The following is a 13,074-nucleotide window of genomic DNA, read 5'->3' as shown; positions in this document are numbered from 1 at the left end:
GTACAAGAGATAAAATCAGGGGGCACCAATGGCACTGGACTCGTTTAACGACCAAACCCTGTCTCGTCGCGCAATGAAAGCAGAACTGCTGGACGCGGAGACGGAACTCAAACTGGCCTATGCGTGGCGCGATCAGCGCGACGAGGTCGCGCTTCATCGTCTGATCACCGCCTATATGCGTCTCGCCATTTCAATGGCGTCGAAGTTCAAGCGGTACGGTGCGCCGATGAACGATCTTATTCAGGAAGCGGGTCTGGGCCTGATGAAGGCTGCCGACAAGTTTGATCCTGACCGTGGCGTGCGGTTCTCGACCTACGCCGTTTGGTGGATCAAGGCGTCCATTCAGGATTACGTGATGCGCAACTGGTCCATCGTGCGGACCGGGTCCACGTCTTCGCAGAAATCACTGTTCTTCAACATGCGCCGGGTTCAGGCGCGGCTGGAGCGGGAAGCCGCTGCCGAGGGTAAGGTTCTCGAAGGGCACGAGATGCGCCGGATGATTTCGGAAGAAATCGGCGTGCCTTTGCATGACGTCGAGATGATGGAAGGACGGTTGTCCGGGTCCGATTATTCGCTGAACGCGACGCAATCGACAGAGGATGAGGGCCGTGAGTGGATTGATGCGCTTGAAGATGAGAGCGCGCAGGCGGATGAGCGGGTCGAGGAAGACTTGGACCTTGCGCAGCTGCGTCAGTGGCTGATGATGGCGATGAACCAGCTCAATGAACGGGAACGGTTCATCGTGCGGGAACGCAAGCTGCGCGAAGATGCGCGAACGCTGGAGAGCCTTGGCAACGAGCTTGGCCTGTCCAAGGAGCGGGTACGTCAGTTGGAGGCGGCGGCGTTTGCGAAAATTCGCAAATCGCTTGAAGCGCAGAGCCCTGAGGTGCAACACTTCCTCTCATGAGGTATGCACTTGGTTTCCTGATTTTCGCCCCCACGGCTCTGGCTGCTGGGGGCGTTTTTGATGGGGCCGATGTGGTGTTCCTTGGAGAGTTGCATGACAACCCGGCGCATCATCTGCGGCAAGCAGAGCTTGTGGTTGAATTGCAACCGACTGCGTTGGTGTTCGAGATGTTGACGCAGGCGCAGGCGGATGTGGTCACAGCCGATCTGGTGGCCGACGAAGCGGCGCTGGAGGCCGCCTTGGGCTGGAATGCCAGCGGCTGGCCAGATTTTTCGATGTATTATCCGATCTTTGCGGCAGCGCCCGAGGCTGCTTATTTCGGGGCGGCCGTGCCCCGTGAGGTGGCGCGCGCGGCGATGGCCGAGGGGTTGCACACCGGTTTTCGCGGTGATGCAGAGGTCTATGGGCTGACCACGCCTTTGCCGGCGGACCAGCAGTCAGAACGCGAGGCGTTGCAACTGGCGGCGCATTGCGATGCGATGCCGGAAGAGATGCTGCCGGTGATGGTGGACATTCAGCGCTTGCGGGATGCGGAACTGGCCTATTCTGCGGTACAGGCGTTCGAGGCGCATGGCGGGCCAGTGGTGGTGATCACCGGGAATGGTCATGCGCGGATGGACTGGGGTGCGCCGGTCTACCTGATGGCGGCGGCGCCTGCGTTGCGTGTGACGTCCTTGGGTCAGGGTGAAGATGATGGCGCGCCGTCCGGGTTATTTGATCTGGTCGAGAGCGCACCACCTGCGGATCGTGGAGACCCCTGCGCCGCGTTCCGCTGATTGAGTTTTGCCCGGCGGCCCCGTAACAAAGGCACATAACCTTGTCAGGACTGTGCCTTATGTTGAGCGGCAAACGTATCCTTCTGATCATTGGCGGCGGGATCGCGGCGTATAAGTGCCTCGATCTGATCCGTCGCCTGCGCGAACGCGGCGCGAAGGTGACGCCAGTCATGACGCGCGCGGCAGCAGAGTTTGTCACGCCTTTGTCGGTGTCGGCGCTGGCGGGGGAAAAGGTGTATACCGATCTGTTCGATCTGACGGACGAGGCCGAGATGGGCCATATCCAGCTGTCCCGCGTGGCGGATATGGTGCTGGTGGCCCCGGCGACGGCGGACTTGATGGCCAAGATGGCGCAGGGGATGGCGGGGGATCTGGCGACGACGCTGCTTCTTGCGACGGACACGCCGGTGATGATCGCGCCTGCGATGAATGTGCGGATGTGGGAACATCCGGCGACCCAGCGCAATCTGGCAGTGCTGCGTGCTGATGGGGTGTCCGTGGTCGGGCCGAATGACGGTGATATGGCCTGTGGCGAGTTTGGTCCGGGCCGGATGGCGGAGCCGCTGGAAATTGTCGACGCGCTTTTAGGCGCGCTGGCGGACGGGCCGTTGCGGGGAAAACGGATTGTTGTGACATCCGGGCCGACCCATGAGCCGATTGACCCGGTGCGTTATATCGCGAACAGGTCCTCGGGCGCGCAGGGCGCTGCAATTGCGGTGGCGCTGCGCATGTTGGGGGCCGAGGTGGTGTTTGTCACCGGTCCTGCGGATGTGTCGCCGCCTGACGGCGTCGAGGTGGTGCCCGTGGAAACAGCCCGCGAAATGCGGGCTGCGGTGCTGGCGGCTTTGCCTGCGGATGCGGCGGTGTTTGCGGCTGCAGTGGCAGATTGGCGTGTGGTTGGGGCTTCGGACAGCAAGATCAAGAAGGTGGCAGGCGCGCTGCCGGTGCTGGAATTCGAGGAGAACCCCGACATTCTGGCAGAGGTGTCAAAACTGACAGAAGATCGTCCGGGGTTGGTGGTGGGCTTTGCTGCCGAGACCAACGATGTGATTGAAAACGCCACCGCCAAGCGGGTGCGCAAGGGTTGTGACTGGATCGTCGCCAATGATGTGTCACCCGCGACGGGGATCATGGGCGGTACCGAGAATGCGGTGACGTTGATCTCGGACGCCGGGGCCGAGGCTTGGCCGCGCATGGGCAAGGATGCGGTGGCGCATCAATTGGCAGCACGGATTGCCGACGCGCTGGTCTGATGGCGCCGTTGGGCCATTTTGCATATTTGGAAAAAGAAGAAGGTCAAAGCGTGGTCACGATCAGTCTGACTTGGGACGACGGAGCGGACAGGTCATTGGGACTGCCGGTCTATGCCAGTGCTGGAGCGGCAGGAGCGGATCTGCGGGCGAATTTCCCGGATCGTGGGGCGGTGGTTTTGGAACCGGGTGCGCGGGCGCTGGTGCCGACAGGTTTGCGCATGGCGATTCCTGACGGGTTTGAGGTGCAAATCCGGCCGCGTTCGGGGCTTGCCTTGAAGCACGGGATCACGCTTCCCAATGCGCCGGGGACGATTGACAGTGATTATCGCGGGTCTTTGGGAGTGATCGTGATGAATGCTGGAGATCAGCGCTTTGAGATTTCGCACGGCGACCGGATTGCGCAGATGGTCGTGGCGCCTGTTATGCGTGCTGATTTGGTCGAGGTGCAGGCGTTGGATGACACGACGCGGGGCGCAGGTGGCTTTGGATCGACCGGGGTTTCGGAATGATTGTCGTTTTCTCAATGGCCGCCGCGCTTTGGGGGCTTGGCGCGCTGATGAAGATGCCAAAGACAGCACGGCTTTACATGATCGGGCTGCTCTATGTGGGCGTTCTGTTCATTCAGATCGCGTTGCCGATGGGGCATCCGCTGCGCATGGCGACCGGAGAGAGTGCGGCGCTTTGGATCTTGCTTGGCGTTTTTGCGGCGATTGCCGTGCTTTACGGCAAGGTCGTCAAAAAGTTGAAAGACCGCGCGCTGGTCAAGGAACAAGGCGAAGCCCCGCCGATGCAGCGGTCTGCCAGTTTCTCGGCCTCGGAACTGGAGCGCTATGCGCGACATATCGTGCTGCGCGAGATCGGCGGGCCGGGGCAGAAGGCGCTGCGGGACGCCAAGGTGTTGGTGATCGGGGCGGGTGGTTTGGGCGCGCCTGCGTTGCAATATCTTTCTGCGGCGGGCGTGGGCACCATCGGAGTGATCGACGATGATGTGGTCGAGAACGCCAATTTGCAACGGCAGGTGATTCATCGCGATGCGGATATCGGCATGCCCAAGGTGTTTTCCGCCCAAGCGGCAATGGTGGCGCAGAATCCATATGTTGAGGTGCGCCCGTATCATCGACGGCTGACCGAGGATATGGCGGAAAAGCTGGTGTCGGACTATGATCTGGTGCTGGATGGGACGGACAATTTCGAGACGCGCTATCTGGCAAACCGCGCTGCTGCCGCCATGGGTAAACCATTGATTTCAGGCGCCCTGTCGCAATGGGAAGGGCAGATTTCGGTCTTTGACCCGGCGTCGGGTACGCCCTGTTACCAGTGTATTTTCCCCGAAGCTCCGGCAGATGGTTTGGCGCCGTCCTGTGCTGAGGCTGGTGTTATCGGACCGTTGCCCGGTGTGATCGGGTCGATGATGGCGGTTGAGGCGATCAAGCTGATCACCGGGGCGGGGCAGGCGCTTAAGGGTGAGATGCTGATTTACGATGCGCTTTGGGGTGAGACGCGGAAAATCGGGCTCAAGCCGCGCGGGGATTGCCCGGTTTGTGGCCAAGGTGCAAAGGCAGCTGCGGCACGCTGAACACTGCTTTCGGTGTTGTTGGGCCATTGTTGTTCGGTGCGCCGCGCCCTAGATTTTGGTCAAACCATAGGAGCGTTCGATGACAAACCCGTTGCTTGAAACCTGGGACACCGAGTTCGGCCTGCCACCCTTTGACCTGATTGAGGACGCGCATTTCGCGCCTGCAATCGAGGCCGCGATGGCGGAAGGGTTGGCGGAGGTCGAGGCAGTGGCGACCAACGCAGAGCCGCCGACATTCGAGAACAGCGTCGAAGGCTTGATGCAGACGGGTTCTGCCTTGGACCGGGTTCTGGGCGTGTTCTACAACCTTGCCGGGGCCGACAGCACCGACATGCGTGAAGAGATCATGCGGGAGTTTTCGCCCAAGCTCGCGGCGCATTCGGCTGCGATCTATGGCAATCAAGCGCTGTTTGCGCGGATCGAACAGGTGTGGCTGGCGCGGGATGCGCTGGATTTGACGCCGGAAGAGGCGCGGGTGCTGATGCTGACCCATCGCGGATTTGTGCGGGCGGGGGCTGCGTTGACCGGGGATGAGGCCGCGCGGATGAAGGCGATCAAGGGGCGGCTGGCCACTTTGGGCACGCAGTTCGGGCAGAACCTGCTGGCGGATGAGCGGGACTGGCAGCGGACCTTGTCCGAAGACGAGTTGGAGGGTTTGCCTGCATTTGTGGTGAGCGCAGTGCGCGCGGCGGGCAAGGAGCGTGGGGCGGATGGCCCTGTGCTGACGTTGTCGCGGTCGGTAATCGTGCCTTTTTTGCAGTTCTGCCCCAACCGGTCGTTGCGCGAGGAGGCGTGGCGCGCGTGGGTCGCGCGCGGTGAAAATGGAGGCAAGACGGACAATCGCGGTGTGGCAGCAGAGATTTTGCAGTTGCGTCAGGAGCGTGCATCGCTTTTGGGCTATCACGATTTCGCGTCCTATAAGCTTGAGACCGAGATGGCGAAGACGCCCGAGGCCGTTCGCAGTTTGTTAATGGATGTATGGGAACCTGCGAAGGCGCGGGCCTTGTCGGATGCCGCGCTGCTGGAAGACAGGATGGTGGCTGATGGTGTGAACGGACCGTTGCAGGCGTGGGATTGGCGCTATTACTCAGAGGCACGACGGCGCGAGGAGTTTGCGCTGAACGAGGCGGAACTGAAGCCGTATTTCCAGTTGGAAAAGATGATTGAGGCGTCCTTTGCCTGTGCCAACAGGTTGTTCGGGCTGGAGTTTCGGCCTTTGGATGTTGCTCTTTATCACACCGACGCACGGGCGTGGGAAGTGACGCGGGACGGGCGGCATATAGCGGTATTCATCGGGGATTATTTTGCGCGGGCGTCGAAGCGGTCAGGTGCCTGGTGTTCGGCGATGCGGTCGCAGCGCAAGTTTCCTGATGTGCAGGCGCCGATCGTGGTGAATATCTGCAATTTCGCCAAGGGTGATCCGGCACTCTTGTCCTATGACGATGCGCGGACGTTGTTTCACGAGTTCGGCCATGCGCTGCACCAGATGTTGTCGGATGTGACCTATGACATGATCTCGGGCACGTCGGTGGCGCGGGACTTTGTGGAATTGCCAAGCCAGCTTTATGAGCATTGGCTGGAAGTGCCGGAGGTGTTGCAGGAATTCGCAGTACACGCCGAGACAGGTGAGGCGATGCCGCAGGAGATGCTGGACAAGGTGCTGGCGGCGGCGACCTATGACATGGGGTTCCAGACGGTGGAATATGTCGCTTCGGCGCTGGTGGATCTGGCGTTCCACGAGGGCGCGCCACCCGCTGATCCGATGGCCGAGCAGGCCAAGGTGCTGGCCGGATTGGGGATGCCGGAGGCGATTGTGATGCGCCATGCGACGCCGCATTTTGCGCATGTGTTCACCGGCGACGGGTATTCGTCGGGGTACTACAGCTACATGTGGTCCGAGGTGATGGATGCGGATGCATTCGAGGCGTTCGAGGAAGCGGGTGGGGCATTTGATCCGGCAATGGCGGGAAAGCTTGAGGAGTTTATCCTGTCAGCCGGTGGGTCCGAGGAGGCGGATGTGCTGTACACCAAGTTCCGTGGGCGGATGCCGGGGGTCGAGGCGTTGCTCAAGGGACGTGGGCTGGCGGCCTAGGCTTATCGCAACAACCGACCGCTGGCTTGTGGGCCGAATTGGGCGATCAAAAGGTCGGCCATTTCAGGCTTTTCACGAACGAGGTCGGCCATTTCGCGGGCGATTGAGCGGCGCGTGGCACCGCGTGCAGTTTTGTATTGCAGGGCAAGAGCGTCGAGCAGTTTCTCTTGAATGCCCTCGGACGTTGTGCCGGATGCAAGGTAATGGGCAACAATGGCTTCTACCGCTGGTTTGCCCTGCAGTTCGACCAGCGCGGTGACATATGCGCCGAGATAGGCTTTGTCTTGCAATACGGCTTGGTGCAGCGCCTTGGCCAGCACAGGCCCGAAGCTGCGATCCTTCGACAGGCATGCAAGAAGGATGCGGATCGGGCGTTGGTCCAGCTCTCCGGCTTCGATGTTTTCAAGCAGGCCGCGGATCGGGGGCACGGGCACGTTCTTGAGTGTTGCGTAGGGCAGGCGGTCGAGTTCCTGCAGGGCGAGCCGCTGAATGGACGGGTTGGAGTCGTTGACAAGCGCTGCGAACAATTTGATGCGCCCGGCGTCTTGGCCCAATTGCCAAGCGGATTGGTTCTGCACCACGGTTCTGATGATGTTGCGGAACCCTGGATCAAGCAGGGTTACCTCCATCCACGGGCCATAGGCGCCGTCGCGGACGAGGAGGGCCGTTGCGGATTTGTCGCCTTCCAATTGAGTGCGGTAATGCATGCTGACTGGGAAGGGGATTTCACCCAGATCGGGTCCGAGCAGGGCGTCGACAATCTGGTACGTTCCACGCGACGTTGGGCGGGCGACCACAGCTTGTTCTGTGGCCAGCAGAAGGTCGACCAGGGTGGGGTTGGGTGTGTAGCCGTGAAACGCACAGGCCCGGGCGCTTGGCGTCGGGCCGAGGCTCAGACAGACAGCAAGCGCCCAGCCAAGATATTTTGTTGTGGACCAAGGTTTCGACATGCGCCGCCTGTGATGCGATGTTCGGTTTGAAGACCAGTCTAGTGCAGTCGTCCCAGTCCCGAAAGCCTGGCGTTACTCTTGCGGGGCACTGAGTTTTTCTTTTTCTAGAAACGCTTCAAATGCATCAAGGTTGATGGCCTCGAACTGACCAAAGGCCTGCATCCAAACGCTGGCATCCTTGAGCGCGTCCGGTTCCAGTTTGCACCATTTCACGCGCCCGCGCTTTTCTTGGCTGATGAGACCGGCCTCGGCCAGTACCATAAGGTGTTTGGAAATCGCGGCGAGTGACATCTCGAACGGGTCGGCCACATCAGTTACGGCCATGTCATCCTCGAGCAGCATCGTCAGAATCTGACGGCGGGTCGGATCGGCCAGAGCGGCGAAGACAGTGTCGAGAGTTGGGGCCATGGAGCGCAGTAGACGACTGTTCCGGGAAAACTCAACCGGAAAGTTGAATATGCGGATTGGGGCGAAACGGGGGGGTTTGCCCCTGTAACCGTTTGCATGGCTCATAGCGCGTGTATAAAAATCATTTTAAAAACAATGCGTTGATCACGTTCAGGGTGTGCCAACCAGCGCCTTGACTCAGGCCATGCTGCACCGTAGCACAGGGCAAAGTTCCAACCGAGGTGGAGCGCGTGTCTGAGAGTGATCCAAAGCAGAAGCTGAAAGAGCTGGAAGCGCGGATTGCGGCGGCCAAAGGGGCCAAAGAGGACAAGCCACATCAAGAGGAACATTACAGCCAGGCGCAGCAAGGATGGCGCATGGTGATCGAGATGGTGTCCGGTCTTGGGATCGGATTTGGCATCGGATACGGGCTTGATGCGGTTTTCGGAACGCAGCCCTTCTTGATGGTGCTGTTTACATTGCTGGGTTTTGCGGCCGGGGTGAACGTGATGATGCGCACCGCCAAGGAATTCCAGACCAAGCAACTGGCCAGTCAGGCCGGAGAGAACGAGAGGGAACGACATGGCGACGGAAGCTGAGGGCGGCGGACTTGTATTCCACCCGATGGACCAGTTCATCGTCAAACCGCTGTTTGGTGACGGCGCGGTGGGCATGTTCACCTTTACCAACGTAGCGTTGTGGCTGCTGCTGGCAGTGGCATGTGTTGTTGCGCTTATGGTGCTGGGCACCTCGAAGCGCGCGACAATCCCGACGCGCACGCAATCGGTGGCCGAGCTGGCCTACGGTTTCATTTACAAGATGGTCGAGGACGTGACCGGCAAAGATGCGGTCAAGTACTTCCCGTATATCTTCACGCTGTTCATGTTCATCGTGTTCTCGAACTTCCTTGCGCTGATCCCAATGTCTTTTTCGCCGACCTCGCACATCGCAGTGACGGCAATTCTGGGCTTCGGCGTGTTCTTTGCTGTGACCATCCTGGGCTTCGTCAAGAATGGCGCGGGTTTCCTTGGTCTCTTCTGGGTGTCGTCTGCACCGCTGGCGCTGCGTCCTGTTCTCGCGATTATCGAGATTATCTCGTACTTCGTGCGCCCGGTCAGCCATTCGATCCGTCTTGCCGGTAACATCATGGCAGGCCACGCGGTTCTCAAAGTGTTCGCGGGTTTCGCGGCCATCACAGCAGTCGCACCGCTTGCGATTTTTGGGATCATTGGCATCTACGCTCTCGAAGTTCTGGTGTCTTTCATTCAGGCCTACGTTTTCACGATCCTGACCTGCGTGTACCTCAAGGACGCGCTGCACCCGTCTCACTAACAAAAGGTGCGTGACATCACGCACCCTACGCACCAACGCTAACTTCCAATCGTAAGGAGAATTCACATGGAAGGCGATCTCGCACACATCGGCGCAGGCCTGGCAGCAATCGGTTCCGGCGCAGCCGCAATCGGGGTGGGCAACGTGGCCGGCAACTACCTCGCAGGTGCCCTGCGTAACCCGTCCGCTGCTGCATCGCAGACAGCAACGCTCTTCATCGGTATCGCGTTCGCAGAAGCGCTGGGGATCTTCGCGTTCCTCGTGTCGCTGCTGCTGATGTTCGCCGTCTAAGCTTCGGACTTTTATCCTTACGCGCGGGCGGTGCCGTAATCACGCGGCCCGCCCGATGTAACGACAAGTTCCGACGGAGGACGACATGGCAACCGAAACCACTGGTACAGCCAGCGCATGTGTAGGCCCGGATGGCAGCGCCATCGGTATGCCGCAGCTTTGCGCCGACTGGATGCCGAACCAGATTTTCTGGCTTTTGATCGCGCTTATCGCGATTTACTTTGTCCTGTCCCGCATCGCGTTGCCGCGGATTGCGACGGTTCTTGCGGAACGACAAGGCACGATCACAAACGACCTCGCGGCTGCTGAAGATCTCAAGCAGAAAGCCCTTGAGGCCGAAGACGCCTACAATAAAGCTTTGGCTGATGCGCGTACTGAAGCGCAAAAGATCATCGCTCAGAACAAGGCCGAAATGCAGGCTGAGCTGGACAAGGCGATTGCCAAGGCGGACGCTGAAATTGCAGCCAAAGCCGCGGAATCCGAGAAAGCGATTTCGGACATCCGGGCAACTGCCGTAGAAAGTGTCGAAGCCGTGGCCAAAGACACCGCTGGCGCTATTGTGGCCGCTTTGGGTGGTCAGGCCGACGACAGCACGGTTGCTGCTGCCGTAGACGCACAGATGAAGGGGTGAGCGACATGAACCGTATCATGACTATTGCCGCCGCTACACTGGTCGCAAGCCCTTCGCTTGCTGCCGGAGACAAGCCGTTCCTCTCGCTGGCGAACACCGATTTCGTGGTGACCATTGGTTTCCTCGTCTTCATCGGCGTTCTGCTGTACTTCAAAGTCCCATCGTTGCTGATGGGTTTGTTGGACAAGCGCGCTGAGGGCATCCGCAGCGAACTGGACGAAGCGAAGGCTTTGCGTGAAGAAGCGCAGGCTTTGCTGGCATCTTACGAGCGTCGTCAGCGCGAAGTTCAGGAGCAGGCTGACCGGATTATCGCACATGCGAAGGACGAGGCCGTTTTGGCCGGTGAGCAAGCGCGCGCTGATTTGGAAAAGTCGATTGCCCGCCGTTTGGTGGCTGCCGAGGATCAGATTGCGTCGGCTCAGGCCAGCGCCGTCAAAGAAGTGCGGGACCGCGCCATTGCCGTGGCGATCAAGGCTGCCCGCGATGTGGTTGCCAAGCAGATGACAGCCAAGGACGCAGCCAAGAGCATCGACGATGCGATTGCCGAAGTTGGACAGAAACTGCACTGATCTGTGCCAGAAGCACGAACGCAAAGAGCCCCGGTTATCCGGGGCTTTTTTGTTTTTGGGGTTCGTGGATGCGTTGACGCCTCTTGATTTTCCGCTGGAGGAAAACCCTACGCGCCTGAGGGGGGAACCCGTTCTCCAAACAAGGCAGACCCCACACGGATATGGGTCGCTCCAAACGCGACGGCCTGTTCGAAATCGTCGCTCATGCCCATGGACAATTGGCTGAGGCCGTTGCGGTCGGCCAGTTTGCGCAGAAGGGCGAAATGGAGCGACGGTGTTTCGTCGACTGGTGGGATACACATAAGGCCTTGCACTGGCAGGTCGAGATCACGGCATTCTTTGATGAACGCGTCGGTGTCTGCAGGGGCGATCCCGGCTTTCTGCGGCTCTTCTCCGGTGTTTACCTGAATGAACAGCGGCGGGCATTGACCCGTCTCCTGCGCCAGACGCGCGAAGGTTGTGGCCAGTTTTGGACGGTCGAGCGTATGGATCGCATCGAAGAGTTCGAACGCCTGTCGGGCCTTGTTGCTTTGCAATGGGCCGATCAAATGCAGGTCGATCCCTTCATAGGTTTCGCGGAAATCCGGCCATTTTCCAGCGGCCTCCTGCACGCGGTTTTCACCAAAGCTGCGATGGCCTTCCCTGAGAACGGATTCGACCCGTTCGTTCGGTTGCACCTTGGACACAGCGATCAGGGTGATATCGGCAGGATCGCGGTCGGCGTCTTTGGCGGCTTTGGCGATGCGCGCGGTGATGTCTGTCAATCGCATGGTGTATCTCCCCAAGCGTCGATGAAAGGTTGCAGCTCGGTCTCATAGCGGCGCCATGCGGCGGCAGAGCTTTGGTAAATAGGTTGGCGGACCTGATGCAGACTGAGCGTTTTGACGGTGCCGCCTTTTTGGTGGAAGTTAAGGCACTGGTCCTCCCAGTCGAGGCCCGCAGATGCGATCAGGCGCTTTGACTGAGTTTCGGGATCTGCCACGAGATCTTCGTAGCGCACTTCGGCAAACCGGTCGGGCAGGGTGTCGCGCCAATGCGAGATGATCTGGCGGAAGGATTTGATCACTTCGGCGATGGAGGCAAGATCATTGGCATAGCGGTGTGTGCCCGCGTTGAAGTGGTTTTTGTAGATTGAAAGCGCGATATCGCGCGGGTCACGGTGGACTACGATGAAACGAGCATTGGGGAGTGCTGCGTGGAGAAGCCCATAGATCAGGAAGACCATGATCGACTTGTCGGTGAGGTACGGCTTTGCCGGATCGGCGAAGGAGTGCAGCGCACTGTCAAGGCGTTGGGTGAAGGTTTGAAAGCTGTCGGTCGGTTCTTCCGTCAAGCGGCGCATTTCGGCCCCTTGGCCGAAGACGCTGTAGGCGGTTCGCAAGGCGGTGGCCATTTCACCGCCGGTGTGCACCTTGCTGTGGCTGCCGATGATTTGCTCGACAAGCGTTGTGCCCGACCGTGGTAGGCCAGTGACAAAGATCAGCGCGGGGTCGGTGCCTTTGGCGGCGGGCACGCTATTCAGATTGCGCTGCGCGGCCAGTACGCCTTTGCGCTCGGCGGCGCGGGACGCAGGATCGTCTGGGAAAAGCTCGGATTGAGTCTTGTTGGCGAGGTGAAGGTGAGAAAACACCTTGGCCGTATTCTTTGTGTCTTCCATCGCTTTCGCCAGTGCGAAATTGATGTGCATGCGTCCCAGTGCCGACAGACGTGGGTGACTGGCCAGCCGCCGCATTGCGCCAATCATCGGGTCGTTGGGTGCAATTCGAATGGTTGTGGCGAGCATGCGGTACAGCTCTGCGTCGTGCGGATGCTTTTTTTGCAGTTTACGGAGGAGCTTTTCCGATTCTTCGAACCGGCCGGCGGTTTGAAGATAAAGCGCCTTTTCCGCTTGTGGTTTGATCACCTTGGGGTCCAGTGCGATCAGCTGGTCGTAGAGGTCGAGAACTGTATCGTGATGTCCCGCAGCTGAATGCGCAGCGATGGCCTCAGTTAGAATTGCGGGCTCCGTAGCGCGAAGTGAGACAGCGCGATCAATGCTGGATAGGCGTTTGTCTTGGTCACCTAATCGAGCCGCAAGGCGGGCGCGTTGGAAGTGAATTTCGGGCAGGCTAGGCGCAGTGAGGGCCAACCCATCAAGAAGGCTTGCCGCTTGAGCCACATCGCCCTGACGGGCCAGTGTCAGCGCCCTGTCATAGGTCGATTTGACTGTTTGGAGCGGATTGGTCTGCATCGGAGCCTTTGCCTTTTGTTCTTAGCTACTTGGACCCTGCAAAAAAGAAAAGAGCGGGCAAAGCCCGCTCTTTCCTTAAC

Annotated in this window: 15 protein-coding genes; 11 read left to right on the top strand and 4 right to left on the bottom strand. The window is 59.6% G+C overall.

Annotated elements, in window-relative coordinates:
* Positions 1–28 precede the first annotated feature (28 nt).
* The 6 genes from MCRY_RS05305 to MCRY_RS05280 all read left to right on the top strand — a co-directional run bounded on the left by MCRY_RS05305 (position 29) and on the right by MCRY_RS05280 (position 6,604).
* The gene (locus MCRY_RS05305) at positions 29–907 is read left to right on the top strand and encodes an RNA polymerase factor sigma-32 (protein WP_085628430.1); all 879 of its coding nucleotides are present in this window, start codon (positions 29–31) and stop codon (positions 905–907) included.
* Positions 904–1,683: a ChaN family lipoprotein gene (locus MCRY_RS05300; RefSeq protein ID WP_085628429.1), complete on the top strand. Its 780-nt coding sequence runs from the start codon at positions 904–906 to the stop codon at positions 1,681–1,683. The genes MCRY_RS05305 and MCRY_RS05300 overlap by 4 nt, the downstream gene beginning before the upstream one ends.
* Positions 1,684–1,742: 59 nt before the next feature.
* On the top strand, positions 1,743–2,936 hold the full coding sequence (coaBC, locus tag MCRY_RS05295) for a bifunctional phosphopantothenoylcysteine decarboxylase/phosphopantothenate--cysteine ligase CoaBC (protein WP_085628428.1): 1,194 nt from the start codon (positions 1,743–1,745) through the stop codon (positions 2,934–2,936).
* A 50-nt stretch (positions 2,937–2,986) separates the two neighbouring features.
* Positions 2,987–3,445, top strand: a complete 459-nt coding sequence (dut, locus tag MCRY_RS05290) for a dUTP diphosphatase (protein ID WP_085628491.1) — start codon at positions 2,987–2,989, stop codon at positions 3,443–3,445.
* Positions 3,442–4,512, top strand: a complete 1,071-nt coding sequence (locus MCRY_RS05285) for a HesA/MoeB/ThiF family protein (protein WP_085628427.1) — start codon at positions 3,442–3,444, stop codon at positions 4,510–4,512. The genes dut and MCRY_RS05285 overlap by 4 nt, the downstream gene beginning before the upstream one ends.
* Positions 4,513–4,591: 79 nt before the next feature.
* On the top strand, positions 4,592–6,604 hold the full coding sequence (locus MCRY_RS05280; RefSeq protein WP_085628426.1) for a M3 family metallopeptidase: 2,013 nt from the start codon (positions 4,592–4,594) through the stop codon (positions 6,602–6,604).
* 2 nt (positions 6,605–6,606) lie between these two features.
* Here the strand turns inward: MCRY_RS05280 and MCRY_RS05275 are convergent, their stop codons facing one another.
* Together MCRY_RS05275 and MCRY_RS05270 are read right to left on the bottom strand one after the other, a co-directional pair.
* Positions 6,607–7,554: a hypothetical protein gene (locus MCRY_RS05275; RefSeq protein WP_085628425.1), complete on the bottom strand. Its 948-nt coding sequence runs from the start codon at positions 7,552–7,554 to the stop codon at positions 6,607–6,609.
* 72 nt (positions 7,555–7,626) lie between these two features.
* Positions 7,627–7,962 carry an ArsR/SmtB family transcription factor gene (locus tag MCRY_RS05270; RefSeq protein ID WP_085628424.1) on the bottom strand — a complete coding sequence of 112 codons (336 nt, stop codon included), beginning with the start codon at positions 7,960–7,962 and terminating at the stop codon, positions 7,627–7,629.
* Between the two features lie 230 nt (positions 7,963–8,192).
* On the opposite strand from MCRY_RS05270, the gene MCRY_RS05265 reads away from it, so the two are divergent.
* From MCRY_RS05265 to MCRY_RS05245, 5 genes are all read left to right on the top strand, one after another.
* A complete protein-coding gene (locus tag MCRY_RS05265; protein WP_085628490.1) occupies positions 8,193–8,540 on the top strand; it encodes an AtpZ/AtpI family protein in 348 nt (115 codons plus the stop codon).
* The gene (locus tag MCRY_RS05260) at positions 8,524–9,273 is read left to right on the top strand and encodes a F0F1 ATP synthase subunit A (RefSeq protein ID WP_085628423.1); all 750 of its coding nucleotides are present in this window, start codon (positions 8,524–8,526) and stop codon (positions 9,271–9,273) included. The genes MCRY_RS05265 and MCRY_RS05260 overlap by 17 nt, the downstream gene beginning before the upstream one ends.
* 66 nt (positions 9,274–9,339) lie before the next feature.
* Positions 9,340–9,564 carry a F0F1 ATP synthase subunit C gene (locus MCRY_RS05255; RefSeq protein WP_072775827.1) on the top strand — a complete coding sequence of 75 codons (225 nt, stop codon included), beginning with the start codon at positions 9,340–9,342 and terminating at the stop codon, positions 9,562–9,564.
* An 85-nt stretch (positions 9,565–9,649) separates the two neighbouring features.
* On the top strand, positions 9,650–10,195 hold the full coding sequence (locus tag MCRY_RS05250) for a F0F1 ATP synthase subunit B' (protein ID WP_085628422.1): 546 nt from the start codon (positions 9,650–9,652) through the stop codon (positions 10,193–10,195).
* 5 nt (positions 10,196–10,200) lie between these two features.
* The gene (locus tag MCRY_RS05245; RefSeq protein ID WP_238939395.1) at positions 10,201–10,764 is read left to right on the top strand and encodes a F0F1 ATP synthase subunit B; all 564 of its coding nucleotides are present in this window, start codon (positions 10,201–10,203) and stop codon (positions 10,762–10,764) included.
* Between the two features lie 107 nt (positions 10,765–10,871).
* Here the strand turns inward: MCRY_RS05245 and MCRY_RS05240 are convergent, their stop codons facing one another.
* Entirely contained in the window at positions 10,872–11,534 is a 663-nt protein-coding gene (locus MCRY_RS05240; protein WP_085628421.1) for a YggS family pyridoxal phosphate-dependent enzyme, read from the bottom strand.
* Positions 11,525–12,994, bottom strand: coding sequence for a tetratricopeptide repeat-containing sulfotransferase family protein (locus tag MCRY_RS05235; RefSeq protein WP_085628420.1), 1,470 nt, complete (start codon positions 12,992–12,994; stop codon positions 11,525–11,527). Before MCRY_RS05235 ends, MCRY_RS05240 begins: the two co-directional genes overlap by 10 nt.
* Positions 12,995–13,074 lie beyond the last annotated feature (80 nt).

It is taken from the genome of Marivita cryptomonadis (assembly GCF_002115725.1).
GTDB classification, from domain to species: domain Bacteria; phylum Pseudomonadota; class Alphaproteobacteria; order Rhodobacterales; family Rhodobacteraceae; genus Marivita; species Marivita cryptomonadis.
This window is presented reverse-complemented; position numbering and strand designations above follow the sequence as displayed.